Here is a 15,598-nt window from a genome sequence, read left to right on the forward strand (position 1 = left end):
TAAGTAACGTTTCCATGTCACAATCCGAAGATTACCCCCCTTTTTCCAAAAGATAACTCCTTACAATGAATATTCAGAAAATATAAAATTGAATAAATGGAAGGCGGTGGTGAATTTTATGGGAGAAACAGTATTGGAATTGAGAGGGATTACAAAAAAGTTCCCTGGTGTCACTGCGCTAAACAATGTCTCATTTGTGTTGGAAAAAGGGCAAATTCATGCTCTGATGGGAGAGAATGGTGCAGGGAAATCGACCTTCATTAAAGTAATTACAGGCGTACATAAACCAGATGAAGGTGAAATGATCCTAGATGGAAAGATAGTTTCTTTTGCAAATCCTAATGAGGCAAAGGCAGCAGGAATTGCCGCCATTTATCAACACGTAACGAATTATCCAGATTTGAATGTTACAGAAAATATCTTCATGGGGCATGAGAAAGTAAGTCCAACTACTAAGCGTTTACTATGGAAAGAAATGCACGAAGAAGCTAAGAAAATATTACAGTCTTTAGGTTCCTCTATAAATCCGAAGCAAGATATGGGGACACTGAGTGTAGCTCAACAGCAAATTGTTGAGATTGCGAAGGCAATATCGACGAATGCAAGAATCATCATTATGGATGAACCGACAGCGGCATTGACGGCACGCGAGAGTGAAGAGTTATACCGTATTGCTGAAGATTTACGTGACAGAGGAACAGCTATCATTTTCATTTCGCATCGTTTTGAAGATATGTATCGATTGGCATCACAGGTAACCGTATTGCGTGATGCAAATTACATTGGATCTTGGGCGGTAAATGATATTTCGAATGACAACTTAATTGTCGCTATGGTGGGACGCGAAATCAATCAAGTATTTCCAAGTAAAACACATGGCATTGGCGAGGAAATCTTTCGTGTAGAAAGTTTAGGGAAGGTTGGCTATTTTGCAGACGTTTCCTTTACGTTACGGAAAGGTGAAATACTTGGTTTAACAGGCTTAGTTGGTGCAGGAAGAACAGAATTGTGTGAAACATTATTTGGTATCGAAAAATATGATAGCGGTTTCATTTATCTACATGGTAAGGAAATAAAGTTTAAAAATCCAAAAGACGCGATGAAGCAAGGAATTGGTTACTTACCAGAGGACCGCCAGAAGCAAGGTCTCATTCTTCCTTGGGGCATTGGTAGAAATATTACATTACCAACATTGGAGAGCTTTACTAAAGGTGGATGGCTTCATGAAAAAACTGAATCACTTAAAGCAAAAGAGCTAGCAGAGAAACTAAATGTGAAAGCACAAAGCGTATTTGATCTTGTCAGTTCCCTATCTGGTGGTAATCAGCAGAAAGTATCAGTAGCAAAATTATTAATGACAGATTTAGATATTATCATTTTAGATGAGCCAACAAAGGGTGTAGATATTGGTGCGAAATCAGCTATATACGAAATTATTAACGAGTTGGCCCATCAAGGTTATGGCGTAATATTAGTTTCTTCTGAAATGCCTGAAGTAATTGGTCTAAGTGATCGTGTAGCCGTAATGCGAGAAGGACGTATGGTGAAGATAATGGACCCCCATGAAATATCACAAGAATCAATTCTTGCTGCGGCAATGGGTGAGATGCCACAAGGAGGTGAAACAATTTGTCTACCAGTATGATGGATGAGACATTGCCAACTAATACAGAGAAAAAAGAATCGAAGTTAGCAAAGATAGGGCAATTCCGAGAAATTGGACTTCTTGTTTTCATTGTTATTTTAGTAATTGCTGTACAGCTTCGAAATAGTAGTTTTTTAACGTTAGAGAATATTAGTGATATGGCAACGAATACAGCGATATTATCAATTCTCGCAGTTGGTATGATGCTAGTTCTTGTAACAAGAGGAATTGATCTTTCCATAGGTGCCACTTTAGCTTTGTCAGGCATGATTGTGGCACAGTTTGTGAGTAATCATCCAGGTACATCTCCAATAGTAGCTATTTTAATGGGAATTGGCATAGGTATTGTTTGTGGGCTTGTAATAGGTGGATTAGTGTCCTATTTAGGCGTGTTACCGATTATTGCGACTTTGGCAATGATGAATATATTCAGAGGGCTTACGTATATGGTGAGCGATGGTAAGTGGATTAGCTCTTATCAAATGCCCGAAAGTTTTGTTGGTATTGCGACGAGCAAGTTGTTAGGTGTTAATACGTTAATCATTGTTGCATTAATTGTCTATGCATTTGCGATTTACTTTATAGGACACACACGTACAGGTAGACAAATTTATGCGGTCGGTAGTAATCCTGAATCAGCTAAGGTTACTGGGATTAGTGAGAAGAAAGTCTTCATTATCGTTTATACATTAATGGGCGGATTATCGGGCCTAAGTGGTGTCCTTTGGGTGTCAAAATTTGCTTCTGCACAAGGCGATACAGCTACTGGCTATGAGCTAAGTGTAATAGCGGCTTGTATTTTAGGTGGTGTCAGTATTGCTGGGGGAGCAGGGAAATTAAGTGGAGTCATTTTAGGCGCATTTTTAATCGGTATTTTAAATAATGCATTGCCACTTTTGAATGTATCTCCATTTTGGCAAAAAGGCATAGAAGGTTCGATTATTTTAGCAGCCGTTTTACTTAATGTTATGGTGAAACGCGGTGTAGAGCGGAATAATTTGTTGAAGAGGAGGGTGTAATTTATGGCGTCTAAATTGGAAGAAACCTATGTTCATAGAAAACTTGAGGCACATAAGCCCTTTTCGACGAAGCAATTTTTTCTACAGTGGGAATGGTTACTTGTATTAATTTTAATAGGTGTAATGGCACTGAATACATTGCTATCACCCTACTTTTTAAATGTAACGAGTTTAAGAGATGCGACGATGATCTTTTTAGATAAGTCCTTCATCGTGTTTCCAATGGCTTTCATTATGATTATGCGGGAGATTGATATTTCGGTCGGATCGACGGTGGCTTTGTCTTCTGTCGTGATGGCAACTGCTTATAATGTGCTCGGAATGCCGATGGAAGTAGCAGTTATCATTTGTCTTTTGGTTGGTACCCTATGCGGATTGTTGAACGGATTATTAATAACGAAATTCCCTGAGTTGTCAGCAGTTATTGTTACGCTAGCGACAATGATTTTATATCGAGGAATTGCCTATATTATTTTGGAAGATCAGGCATCCGGAAATTTTCCTGAATGGTTTGGCTTCTTTGGATGGGGTTATATATTCGGAGTTCCATTTATCTTAATCGTATTTGTAATTATTGCTGTCCTGTTCGGTTTATTACTCCATAAAACGTCTTTTGGCCGTAGAGTATTTGCGATTGGTCATAATGATGTAGCTAGCAAATTTTCAGGTGTAAATGTCAATCGTACAAAGTTAATTGTTTATACATTAGCGGGGGTGATGGCCGCACTAACAGCGGTTTTCTTAGCATCACGAATGGGCAGTACTCGGCCAAATATTGCAAATGGCTATGAGCTCGATGTTATAGCGATGGCCGCACTTGGTGGTATTAGTACGGCTGGAGGAAAAGGGAGATTAATCGGGACAGTTATTGCCATCTTTATCATTGGTTATTTACAATATGGACTTGGATTAATCAATATCCCTTCTCAAACTTTAATGATTATTATTGGGGCATTATTATTATTCGCAGTTATAGTGCCAAAGGTCAAAGAAATGCGTAAATAAAGGGAATCATGTTTTATCACATACAAAAATTTAAAGGGGTGCTCTTATGAAGAAGTTGTTCATGTTAATCGTGACATCGGTACTGCTACTTGGTGTTTTAGCTGCATGTAGCCAAGGGAGTAGTTCAGGAGATAGTCAGAAGCCAAGCAAGGAAAAAGAAGATGACGGTGGTCAAAAGAAATATGCATTTATTTTTAAAAATACAGGAAATCCTTACGGCGAGAAAATGATGGACGGTTTTGAAGAGGCGATTAAGGAGTTAGATGGCGAGGCTATTTTACGTGCACCAGATCAGCCTACAGCAGAAGCGCAAATTCAAATTATTGAGCAACTTATTACTCAAAAAGTAGATTCTATTACGATTACAGGAAATGACCCAGATGCATTGCAACCAGCTCTAACAAAAGCAATGGATGCAGGAATTAAAGTTATTTCAGTTGACTCAGCAGTTAATGCTAAGAGTCGTATTACACATGTCAACCAAGCGGATCCAGAAGCAATTGGACGTGTACAAATTGAAGCAATTTCGGAAATGATTGGTGGCAAAGGTCAAATTGCTATTTTAAGTGCAACTTCTCAAGCAACAAACCAAAATTTATGGATTGAATACATGCAAAAAGAGCTTGAAAAAGATGAGTACAAAGATATTGAGTTAGTAAAAGTGGCATATGGTGACGACTTACGTGATAAAAGTGTTTCAGAAACAGAAGCATTGTTAAAAACGTATCCAAAACTTAAAGGAATTATTGCACCAACTACTGTTGGTATTGCAGCAGCAGGCAAAGTTTTAACGGATAAAGGCTTAAAAGGAAAAGTGATGTTAACAGGCTTAGGATTGCCAAGTGAGATGGCAAGCTATATTGAAAGTGGCGTTTGTCCTTGGATGTATCTATGGAATCCAATTGATGTAGGCTATGCTGCCGGTTATACAGCTTCAGCTTTAATTAAAGGGGATATTGAAGGGAAAGTCGGAGATAAATTTGAAGCAGGTCGTACAGGTGCAAAAGAAGTTGTTGAGGACGGCGATGGTACTCAAATTATGTTAGGCGAACCATTCAAATTTGAGAAGAGCAATATTGAAGAGTGGAAAGAAGTTTACTAATCAGAAATTGTCCTCAGTCCTGAAGTAGACTGAGGATATTTTTCTTCAATGAAAAGACATAGCAGGAGGTAATAACATGATACACAATACATGGGTGCAAGAGGATTAGAAGAGTTGGTGTACCGCGTCGATAGCGGAGTACCAGCAGCCTTTACGCGATAACACCTTTTGGAAATGGGAGTGAAGGTCATGACACAAATTGCGATTGATATTGGTGCTTCAAGTGGGCGTTTTGTTGTTGGGACTTTACAAAATGGCCAGTTACAAATAGAAGAAATTCACCGCTTCTCGAATGGTTTTAAAGAAGTAGATGGTCGGTCTTTATGGAATGTGGACCATTTACTGCAGGAAATATTAGTGGGGCTTGAGAAGGTGAAAAAACGTGGCTTTCATAATGTGACAGTGGGGATAGATACATGGGCTGTGGATTATGTGCTAGTAGGCGAGGACGGTGATCGTTTGCAAGAGGCGTATTGTTATAGAGACCGCCGTACAGCCAATACGATGCAGAAAATAGAGTCCCATTTAGCTCTAGAGGATATTTATTTGAAAACGGGTATTCAGCTACAGCACTTTAATACATTTTATCAACTATATGAAGAGGATCAGAAATTACTGCAACAAACAAAATATGTTCTATTAATACCAGATTATTTAGCGTATAGGCTGACAGGTGTAGCGGCTCTTGAGATGACGAATGCATCAACAATGCAGCTGCTAAGTCCAGAAAGTCGTGATTTTGATGAAAATTTATTAAAGATTATAGGATTAGAAAAATTACAATTTGCACCTTTTATTGAGCCGGGGCAAGTGATTGGGGAATTACAGCAAGATCAATTTCCTACGTATGATCTACCGGAGTGTAAGTTTGTTGCTGTAGCTTCACATGATACGGCTTCTGCTATTGCAGGGACACCTGGAGAAAAAGAACAATGGGCCTACTTGAGTAGCGGTACTTGGTCATTACTAGGTGTAGAAAAAAAGGAACCAATTATAAATTTACAAGCTTATCAAGATAACTATACGAATGAGTGGGGTGTTTCTAATACGTATCGTTTTTTGAAAAATATTATGGGCATGTGGGTTTTGCAGGAAATCATACGGAATTACCCAGGGCAATATTCTGTTGAACAAGTTATTAAGGAAGCGACCAAAGTATCTCCGTACTTACAATATATTAATTTTAATGAAGAGCGTTTTTTAAACCCGCTTAATATGATCAAGGAAATTAAGCTGTATTGTCAGGAAACAGAGCAACCAATTCCACATACGATTGGTGAACTAGCTGTATGTGTATTTTCTAATTTATCGATTATTTATGCTATCGAAATGGACCATTTAAAGGCAATTACACATGAACGAATCGACAAGCTACATATTGTTGGTGGTGGCTCCAAAAATGATTTACTCAATCAAATGACCGCTAACTTAAGTGGTGTAACTATTTATGCAGGACCATCTGAGGCGACAGCTATTGGTAATTTACTCATTCAAATGATTGCACAAGGGACCTTGAACTCAATAGCAGAGGGAAGAGAGCTAGTTCGAGCATCTTTTACAATTCAAAAGTTTGAGCCACAAGCAGTAGATGCAAAAGATATTATCAACAACTTTACTGCGGTAACTACAAAGGAGAGATGACGTGTATGATTCGTAAGGCGTCGAAAATGTTTCTCTATAAAGATTGTTATGAGGAATATAAAAAGAGACATGATGAGCTGTGGGATGACTTGAAGATGGAATTGAAAGCACACGGTGCACAGAATTATTCCATTTTTTTAGATGAAGAAACGGGACTTTTATTTGCTTATGTTGAAATTGAGAGTGAAGAGAAGTGGGCTACTATGGCTGACACGAAGATTTGCCAAAAGTGGTGGACCTATATGGAGCCTTTAATGGAAACAAATGAAGACCTAAGTCCAGTAGCGGTAGATTTAAAGTCTGTATTTTATTTAGCATAAATCCATTTTCATAGGGAGGTATTTTAATGACTGTTGAACAGAGTTATGCTTTAGCAAAAGAAGCTTACGGTAAATGGGATGTTGATACGGATGCTGCACTAGAAATATTACAAACTATTCCTGTCTCGATTCATTGCTGGCAAGGTGATGATATCGGTGGCTTTGAAGTGAATAAAAGTGAGTTATCAGGTGGTATTGATGTCACAGGGAATTATCCTGGAAAGGCGCGTACGCCAGAGGAATTACGCGCAGATTTAGAGATGGCTATGTCTTTAATTCCAGGTCGCCATCGTGTGAATTTACATGCCCTTTATGCAGAAACGAATGGGCAGGTTGTCGACCGTGATGAACTAGAACCAGTGCATTTCAAAAATTGGGTAGAGTGGGCTAAAAAGCAGCGAATTGGTCTAGATTTTAATCCTACGCTATTCTCACACCCGAAAGCGGAAGATGGCTTAACATTAGCAAGCCCAGATGCAACAGTTCGTGAATTCTGGATTGAACATTGTATGAAGTGCCGCAAAATAGCGGAGTATTTCGGTAAAGCTTTAGGAACGCCTTCCTTGATGAATATATGGATTCCAGACGGTTACAAAGATATCCCAGCAGACCGGCTGACGCCTAGAAAACGTCTAAAGGAATCATTAGATGCTATTTATGCGGAGGAGATAAGCGAAAAATATTTAATTGATGCAGTGGAAAGTAAAGTGTTTGGGATTGGCTCAGAATCTTATGTAGTTGGATCGCATGAATTTTATATGGGCTATGCATTAACAAATAAAAAGACTTATCTGATGGATACTGGACACTATCATCCAACCGAAACAGTATCCAATAAAATTTCGTCCATGCTTCTATTTTCAGACAAATTAGCATTGCATGTATCAAGACCTGTTCGATGGGATAGTGATCACGTCGTTATTTTAGATGATGAACTAAAAGAAATAGCAATTGAAATTGTACGTAATGATGCACTCGATAAAGTTGCTATTGGATTAGATTTCTTTGATGCGAGTATTAACCGAGTTGCTGCTTGGACAATTGGAACACGAAATATGATAAAGGCGCTACTATATGCATTATTAATGCCGCATGATTTATTGAAACGTTATCAAGAAGAGGGGAATTATACCGCTCGATTAGCATTATTAGAAGAATTTAAAACATATCCATTTGGTGCAGTATGGGATCGATATTGTGTGAAGATGAATGTACCAGTTGGTGAAAAATGGCTTGCAGAAGTTGAAAAATATGAGCGTGAGGAATTATTCAAACGCACTTCAGAAGTTTTAACAGTAGATTAAGTACTATATATTTTTATGAATGCAAGGCAACTAGTTGCTTTCGACTAGTTGCTTTTTCTGGCGTTATTAACAAATAGCAAGCTGTCTCTCAGGATTAAAACCAACTGGTGAGACAGCTCCATTTAATTAACTATATGACATTAAATTCAGTCCCCATCAGCTGTGCCATTTTCGTGAATACACCAGCATTATGCCCTATTGCCATTGCACAATGATGTGTAGGTGCTTCTTTAAAGAGAGCATCAAAATATTCATCCGGATGTAGAGAAAATTTAACCGGTGTTTGCGTGTTCCCTATGGTCATAATTCGACCATCTGTAGATCTTGCTTCACTAATGATCCATTTTAAGCGGCCTTCTACAGTTTGCGTTAAATAAAGTAAAGTGATTGGCCCGGTTTTCACTTTAGCCTCTACAGAAATGCCACTCCCTTGCTTCCCATGATAAACGCCCATTCCACGAAGCGCAGGTTTCCCTTCAGCTATGTCGATGTGGAAAGGTCCATCATGTCCAAAAAGGATTGTGCCTTCTTTATAATCTGTTACAACAATTTCACAAAAACTACCTCCAACACCAATTGTATCGCATACTTTCATGGCAACAGCAGTTTTTAAATCACCTTCACCCGCGCAAGAAATACCGTTAGCTGTTAATAGAGAGTGGCCTAAAATAAAGTCGCTTTGCAGCTGTTCATAGGCATTTCCGGGAGCTCCATGATAATAGTAAGCAAGAGCATCAAGTCCACGCTCTTCCACCAATTTTTGTTGTGTGGCAGCTACGCTATAGGCTTGTGCAAGTTGTTCTTTACTTGGCTTTTTAGCGAGTTTTTCAGAAGGAGAATCTTCTGCAATGTTAAACATATCTTGTGTGATTTGCTCGATTTCAGCAACATCAGAAGTTGTCACATATTCTTGTAAAGCTTGTAAATCACACATTTCAAGTACTTCAATATGAATACCTGTTTGTGCTTGGAGCATCGTGAAATCACTATAAAGGTCAAGCATTCCACTATATGTGTTACCTAAAAAACCAAAAGTAGCCTGCTGTAAATTACGCTTAATTCTTGCTGCTTGTACCCATTCATTAATAGTTTTCCATGCTTTTTCAGCTTCGGGCATGTGTGAGGTATTTTCGTCAGATTTTGTGCAGACTGGTGTTTCCGAAAGTCCTAGTAAACCATTAATTACATTATATGAAATATTCGCCCGATGCAGGGCATTAGCGAATTCAGGTACGGGACATGCGCCGCAGTTTGCGAGCCACTCAGCTGTATTCGTTTCATCATAATTGAGCTGTGGACTTGGTTGTAAATTCAATAATATTACTTTTGCTGAGCAATTTTGGTGAACAGGTAATACTGTAGCGCTTGTCGCATACGTTGCAGCGTGAACAAAAATAATATCTACTTGTTGTTCAGTAAACCAATCACCTGCTTTACGGGCTTTTAGAACAGTATCAACTAGACCGAAATTTGATACATCACAAGATTTGGCTAAATTGATTTCGATAAAGCGATTATAAGTAAGTAATCGTTCGCGTAAGCCAGGGAATTGAGCCCAATAAGCCTCCAATCCAGTAGAATATAGGCCGATTCGTGGTTTCTTATATTGAACACGTTTCATATTTGTTTCCTCCTTGTAAAAACTGTATGATTATTGAAAATCATACTAATATCCAAAACTAGATGCATTAGAGTATATTGGCTTTTTATATGATTATCTTGACGAGCGGGGGAGCGGCATGAAATTGTGGCAGCAATATACGGACAATTGGTCTGAGGATTCTATTTGGATTACTGATAGTCCTTCTATTAAAGCGAAAGAGCATTTAAACACACTACATGAGTTTGGCTATTTTAAAACATATGCGCCTTATTTCACAGAGAGAAGTGGGCTTGATTTATATTTAATAGTATTAACTATAGAAGGGGAGGGTTTCCTGCAATACAAGGAAAATACATATACATTACATAAAGGAAGCTTGTTTTTAATACATTGTCGAGAGTATCAAAAATATTGGACAGCAGCTAAAGGGACATGGAATTTCCTTTGGATGCATGTAAATGGAGCAGCTGTTGCTTCTTATTTCAATCTACTAAAAGAGTCTGACGGTCTAGTTGTAAAGGTTAAGTCACTAGATTTCTTTGAACAGATAATGTGGTCAATAAAGCCACTATTAAACCAACATCAGTTTTATTATGAAGTCGAAATATCACAACGAATTCAGCATATTTTGGGAGAACAATTGAAACTTTCGCTGTATCAGCCTGAGAATAAAGAAGCGATGCCAACATATGTGATTGAACTACAGGATATTTTAACGACAGACTTTGAACGAAAATGGACGCTTGACCAACTGGCAAGGCGTGTAGCTGTAAACAAGTATCAAATGGCTAAACAGTTTAAAAAATATGTAGGTCTATCACCAAATGAGTTTTTAATCGTCCAACGAATGAAAGCCGCGAAATATAAATTAAGAATTGGCAATGACGCTATTTCTCAAATTGCTCGAGATGTAGGGATAGAGGATGTTAGTCATTTTATAGAGTTATTTAAAAAACGCGAGGGTATTACCCCTTTAAATTATCGGAAGATTTGGTCTTTTAATCTATTTGAAGAGTAGGTGATTATATGTATAAAAGTTGGTTCTTAATAATTTTTTATGTAATCGCTACCATTTCCTTGGTGATTGGATGTACAAGTCCAGAAAAATACCATGTATTGTATGAAGCCGATAAGGTTAAACAGGAACAAACGCAAAAAAAACCTAAGACTAAAAAACATTACCGTATTGCTTATATACCGAAAGTAGGCAATATACCATATTTTGAATCTGTTTATGAAGGCGTCAAAGAAGCAGCTGAACAATTAGAAATTGAGATAGTATATGAGGGACCATTAAAAGCAGAAGCGGAACTACAACGTGAAATTGTGGAGAAAATGATGGATAAGAAAGTGGATGCCATTGCAGTCTCAGTTATTGATAGTAAAAGTTTATCTTCAGTATTGAAGAAGGCTAAAAAGCGAGGCATCAAGATTGTGACATGGGATGCTGATAGCCAACAAGAAGCAAGGAATCTATTTGTGGATATGGTTGATTCTGAAATTCTTGGTCGGCATTTAATGGACCAGTTAGCACTTCATACAGGAGAAGACGGAGAGTTTGCGATAATGACAGGCTCTTTTTCAGCGATTAACCATAATTCGTGGGTCAAATGGATTCAAGCACAATGGCAACAATATTATCCAAATATGAAGGTGGTAGAGGTCGTCGCGACTAATGATGATCCGGAAATTGCGTATGAAGCAGCAAAGACATTATTAAAAAAGTATCCAAATTTAAAGGGGATTATCGGCAATTCTTCTGTTGGACCTCCAGCTGCAGCACAGGCTGTGAAAGAACAAAAAAAGGTTGGACAGGTGGCAGTAGTTGGTTTATCGACACCGAATTTAATGCGGAATTATTTATTGGATGGTTCAGCACAGACAGTTACTTTATGGAGTCCGAAAAAGTTGGGTTATTTAATGATTATTTTAACCGAGAAAATACTTGCTGGAGAGCCTATTAATGATTATGAAGTTATTCCAGGTGTAGGCATTGTACGTTTCTATAATAATGAACAACGAATTGTTATGGGGGAAGCTATTGATTTCACGAAGGAGAATGTAAATCAATATGACTTTTAAGCGAGGGCAATTTAAAAATTATACGTTAAAAACGAAATTATTATTGACCTATATTATTATTACTATTATTCCAACTGCTTTATTAGGATACGTGGCTTATAGTCAATACGTATTATCAGTTGAAAGACAAGTAGGTACATATATTCCAAGGTTATTAAACCAAGCTAATAATAATATGGAGCGACAAATTGAACAGTATTTTGATGAAATGAATCAAATAAATAACAACAAAGAAGTAATGAATATTTTGAGGAAATCCACTTATCAAAATGTATCAAATATGAAACAGGATGAACATTTAGTTGAAAATTATTTGGCAAGTTCTTTTATGCAAGGTAGTCGGGAGCATGTTATTGGTGTGTTTGTTTCTTCAAAGGATCGTCTGTTTCAAAATTCACGCCTTTCATATGACTCTGGATTCTCAACAAGTAAGTCTATCGGATTATACGGAAATTCATATAAATTAATAGGGGAGGAAAGGGTGTTTTTTCCACACGAAACCTCTCTTTTCTTCAAAGAGCGTAAACCATTTGTGCTCCTAGTAAAACAAATTATTGACTATGAAAACAGGCACAATTTAGGCACAGTATTTGTGGCACTTGATTTAGCCTTTATCGAGCAAACAATAAGTACTGTCGATGAGCAAGATGATGCGAAAATGTGGATGGTAGATAATCAAGGCTATATTATTTATCATTCCATGCCGTCTTTTATCGGCACTCTTGATAAGGATAAGGTAGATTATCCAATAGCAAATGGTAGTTTTCAATCAGACCAAACATTATATAGTAGCGCCAATAGTGTTAAAAACCGTTGGACCTTTATGCATGCAATTCCAGTGAGCCACTTAACGGAAGAGTCCGATTTTGTACGTAATATAACAATCATAGCATTCTTTATTATTGTAGTATTGGCAATTGGTAGTTCGATCGTTCTTGCGTGGGGTGTAGCCAAACCAATTCAACGTTTAGCGGGTGAGATGAAGCGAGCGGAAAAAGGAGATTTTGATATCCAGCTTACAAATGAGTCGAATGATGAAGTAGGTATGCTTTCCAAGGCATTTTCGAAAATGCTACGAGAAATTGAAGAATTAATAAATGAAAAATATGAAATTGAATTGAAGCAGAAGGAAGCAGAGCTATACGCACTTCAGTCGCAGATCAATCCGCATTTTATGTACAATACACTAGAAAATATAGCTATTATGGTGGAAGAGGATGAAAAGACGAGCGTGGTAGAGATGGTCACAAATTTAGGTCGCATGTTGCACTATTCATTGGGCAATAAAGATCAATTCGTTCCCTTGTGCTTAGAACTACAACATATACAAGATTATTTAGTGATTCAGAAAGCTCGCTTTGAAGAAACATTAGCATATTCGGTCGTAGCTGCTCATACATTGCACGACAAAATGACACCAAAATTTATCCTCCAGCCACTTATTGAAAATGCATTTGAGCATGCATATCTACCCGGACAGACGTTAGAAATCAATGTTACGGTTACAGAAGAGGATAGCGTGATGCAGCTTGTCATTCAAGACAATGGTAAAGGTATTAGTTCTGAAAAATTAGCTTTAATCAAACAGCAGCTAACTGACAATCAGATGTTTAAAAAGGATGACAGCTTTGGCTTATCCAATGTAAACGGTAGACTTGTGCTCCATTTTGGTAATGAGTATCATCTACGTATTCAAAGTGAAGAAGGCATCGGCACTAAAATTTTCATGCGTATACCTATACTAGATAGAGGAAGTGTTCACAATCATGACAGAGAAAATTAAAGTCATCGTTGTTGACGATGAAAGTCGTCTAAGAAGGGGCATTGAAAAACTAATTAGAAGTAACGGTGAAGAGTGGGAAATTGTTGGCTCATATGCAACGGGGCAGAGTTGTCTCGATGATGTTGTAAAACTTGACCTTCCTTTTGATGTGTTGTTTACCGATGTGAAAATGCCTTTGATGAGTGGCTTGGAATTGCTAACTCGTTTAAATGAAAGGGTCTCAAAATCCTATTATGCAGTGATCATTAGCGGTTACGATGATTTTGAATTTATACAAAAAGCAATGCGTGAAGGGGCACTTGACTATTTATTAAAACCGATTGATAGGTTGGAAATGCAAGTGTGTCTGGATAAAATTAAAGCTAAATTTCATAAAAATGAAGTGCTCGCTGAACCTGAGTCGAAGAATATATCTATAGAAATTGCGACCCAGTGGATTCATGAGCATTTACATGAACCGTTAACGATTGAGAAAATAGCAGGTAAGGTTTTTATGAACGCCACCTATTTTAGTGAATACTTCAAACGAAAAACTGGTGAAACCGTCTTGGATTACATAACTAAAAAACGAATGGAAAAGGCGATCACCTTACTCAAAACAACAAATATGAAAATATATGAAATATCACTTGCTACAGGCTACACAGATACAAAATACTTTAGTAAATTATTTAAAAAGCATTACGGTATGTTACCCTCGCAAATTCGTCATGGAGAGTAGGCGGAATATGATGCGTTATATCGTTAATTAATTCCAAATAGCTAAAGAAACGAAGGTGTATAGCAAAATAACCAATTGCGCGTGCGAGACAAATGCAAATTACAAAAATAGGTATTTTAATATATTTTGCAACAATAAAACAAAGTCACTTTTAATGAAGTGGCTTTGTTTTATTGTTACATAACTTTGGTTTGTTCAATGATGCCAAGCAATGTTTATAGAACATGACCAGCAATATCGTATTTATGTTTATTTTGAAGGATTATCATTAGTATAAGGTTCTTATATACTCGCGTCCTTTCCAATAGTTCATTTTTTCTTCATTTTGTATATCTTTATTTACTACAAATTCAGCAAGACTAGCTTTTTCTACATTGTTAAATTTTGTAAGTAAACCGTTTGCTCCATTTCCTTTAGCTTCATCATCGAGGCCAAGAATACCCTCTTTATTTTCATCATTTTCAACAATTTTATATTTCACTTCTAGTACTCCCTTCCGACTAACCTGATTCACCAGGCGATTTTAAGAGTTCAGTTAAGCAAAGCTTTTTCGTCGATATATTTGCAGGTTAAATCAATATTTGACAGTTTGTATTAGCTAAATATTCCGACGCTAAAAGTTGATTTATCCTCTAAACTACTCTATTTCTCACGCCTTAAACGAATAATAACAGTCATGCTTACTTAAATCCTGTCCATCTATGCTTTGTTTAAACACATTTTGTAATTGCGATAAAAATAAATATACTTTTTGCAATGAAAATTTTCAGAACAAATAAATTGAAGAAAATGCTGCTTTAAAGCAAAGTGAAATGGAATCAATCGTGTAAGGAAAAAAGATTGATCAGAATATAGGAGAACTATTTTTCTGCTCAATTATTAAAAAAGGAAACATATGTTCTTTTTGTGGTTAAAAAAAATCCTTTTCAATATTCAAAGGATCAAAAAATATACGATAGCCATTATAAATGGTCGATAAGCCATAACGTTGTCGATATCTATCTATAGCGCAATATAAGTATTGTGGGGTTATTTCTAGGTACGTGCAAATGTCCTCTTCAGTTCTTTGATCAGCAACATAGCATTCAATAAGCTTGTCTAAGGAAACGATCTTTTCATAACCCCATCTTCTTGCTGTAAGTTCTAATTTTTGGTTACTAACACTTTCTAAATTCGTAATGTCTCCGTAAGTTGTTTCATAATGCCCAATCTCTTCTGCTAAAACACAGTGTTTTTCGTAAAGGCTTAATCGTTTATTTATTATGATTTGATGGTCTATATAAAGACCAGATAATCCCTTTGGCATTAATAAAGATTCTTTGAATGTTAAGTGCTTATATTGAGACATAAGTGCTTCGTATAACATAAATTCA

The 15,598-nt window shown here is 37.1% G+C and carries 14 protein-coding genes; 11 read left to right on the forward strand and 3 right to left on the reverse strand.

From position 1 onward, the window contains the following. The first annotated feature begins 118 nt into the window (after positions 1-118). The 7 genes from MHH85_RS03295 to rhaA all read left to right on the forward strand — a co-directional run bounded on the left by MHH85_RS03295 (position 119) and on the right by rhaA (position 8,036). Positions 119-1,645, forward strand: a complete 1,527-nt coding sequence (locus tag MHH85_RS03295) for a sugar ABC transporter ATP-binding protein (protein ID WP_340705932.1) — start codon at positions 119-121, stop codon at positions 1,643-1,645. Beyond that, positions 1,630-2,664, forward strand: coding sequence for an ABC transporter permease (locus MHH85_RS03300; protein WP_340705933.1), 1,035 nt, complete (start codon positions 1,630-1,632; stop codon positions 2,662-2,664). The genes MHH85_RS03295 and MHH85_RS03300 overlap by 16 nt, the downstream gene beginning before the upstream one ends. Positions 2,665-2,667: 3 nt before the next feature. Continuing rightward, entirely contained in the window at positions 2,668-3,669 is a 1,002-nt protein-coding gene (locus MHH85_RS03305) for an ABC transporter permease (RefSeq protein WP_340705934.1), read from the forward strand. Positions 3,670-3,715: 46 nt separating this feature from the next. Then, entirely contained in the window at positions 3,716-4,771 is a 1,056-nt protein-coding gene (rhaS, locus tag MHH85_RS03310; protein ID WP_193740629.1) for a rhamnose ABC transporter substrate-binding protein, read from the forward strand. Positions 4,772-4,960: 189 nt separating this feature from the next. Further along, complete coding sequence (rhaB, locus tag MHH85_RS03315; RefSeq protein WP_340705935.1) at positions 4,961-6,412, forward strand: rhamnulokinase; 1,452 nt, start codon at positions 4,961-4,963, stop codon at positions 6,410-6,412. Between the two features lie 5 nt (positions 6,413-6,417). After that, entirely contained in the window at positions 6,418-6,732 is a 315-nt protein-coding gene (rhaM, locus tag MHH85_RS03320) for an L-rhamnose mutarotase (RefSeq protein WP_193740627.1), read from the forward strand. Between the two features lie 26 nt (positions 6,733-6,758). Then, positions 6,759-8,036 carry an L-rhamnose isomerase gene (gene rhaA, locus MHH85_RS03325; RefSeq protein ID WP_340705936.1) on the forward strand — a complete coding sequence of 426 codons (1,278 nt, stop codon included), beginning with the start codon at positions 6,759-6,761 and terminating at the stop codon, positions 8,034-8,036. A gap of 130 nt (positions 8,037-8,166) precedes the next feature. Here rhaA and MHH85_RS03330 read toward each other — a convergent pair whose 3' ends face one another. Beyond that, positions 8,167-9,657, reverse strand: coding sequence for an L-fucose/L-arabinose isomerase family protein (locus tag MHH85_RS03330; RefSeq protein WP_340705937.1), 1,491 nt, complete (start codon positions 9,655-9,657; stop codon positions 8,167-8,169). 118 nt (positions 9,658-9,775) lie between these two features. Here MHH85_RS03330 and MHH85_RS03335 point away from each other — a divergent pair, with 118 nt between their 5' ends. From MHH85_RS03335 to MHH85_RS03350, 4 genes are read left to right on the forward strand one after another with little or no spacing between them, the layout of a single operon-like run. Beyond that, a complete protein-coding gene (locus MHH85_RS03335; protein ID WP_340705938.1) occupies positions 9,776-10,657 on the forward strand; it encodes a helix-turn-helix transcriptional regulator in 882 nt (293 codons plus the stop codon). 8 nt (positions 10,658-10,665) lie between these two features. Then, positions 10,666-11,721, forward strand: coding sequence for an autoinducer 2 ABC transporter substrate-binding protein (locus MHH85_RS03340; protein ID WP_340705939.1), 1,056 nt, complete (start codon positions 10,666-10,668; stop codon positions 11,719-11,721). Next, positions 11,711-13,504 carry a sensor histidine kinase gene (locus MHH85_RS03345; RefSeq protein WP_340705940.1) on the forward strand — a complete coding sequence of 598 codons (1,794 nt, stop codon included), beginning with the start codon at positions 11,711-11,713 and terminating at the stop codon, positions 13,502-13,504. Before MHH85_RS03340 ends, MHH85_RS03345 begins: the two co-directional genes overlap by 11 nt. Further along, a complete protein-coding gene (locus tag MHH85_RS03350) occupies positions 13,488-14,225 on the forward strand; it encodes a response regulator transcription factor (protein ID WP_340705941.1) in 738 nt (245 codons plus the stop codon). Before MHH85_RS03345 ends, MHH85_RS03350 begins: the two co-directional genes overlap by 17 nt. 268 nt (positions 14,226-14,493) lie before the next feature. Here MHH85_RS03350 and MHH85_RS03355 read toward each other — a convergent pair whose 3' ends face one another. Then, positions 14,494-14,706: a hypothetical protein gene (locus MHH85_RS03355; RefSeq protein WP_340705942.1), complete on the reverse strand. Its 213-nt coding sequence runs from the start codon at positions 14,704-14,706 to the stop codon at positions 14,494-14,496. A gap of 429 nt (positions 14,707-15,135) precedes the next feature. After that, complete coding sequence (locus tag MHH85_RS03360) at positions 15,136-15,591, reverse strand: ImmA/IrrE family metallo-endopeptidase (RefSeq protein WP_340705943.1); 456 nt, start codon at positions 15,589-15,591, stop codon at positions 15,136-15,138. Positions 15,592-15,598 lie beyond the last annotated feature (7 nt).

Origin of the sequence: Viridibacillus sp. FSL E2-0187, from assembly GCF_038006425.1 — a bacterium.
Lineage (GTDB): Bacteria > Bacillota > Bacilli > Bacillales_A > Planococcaceae > Viridibacillus > Viridibacillus arvi.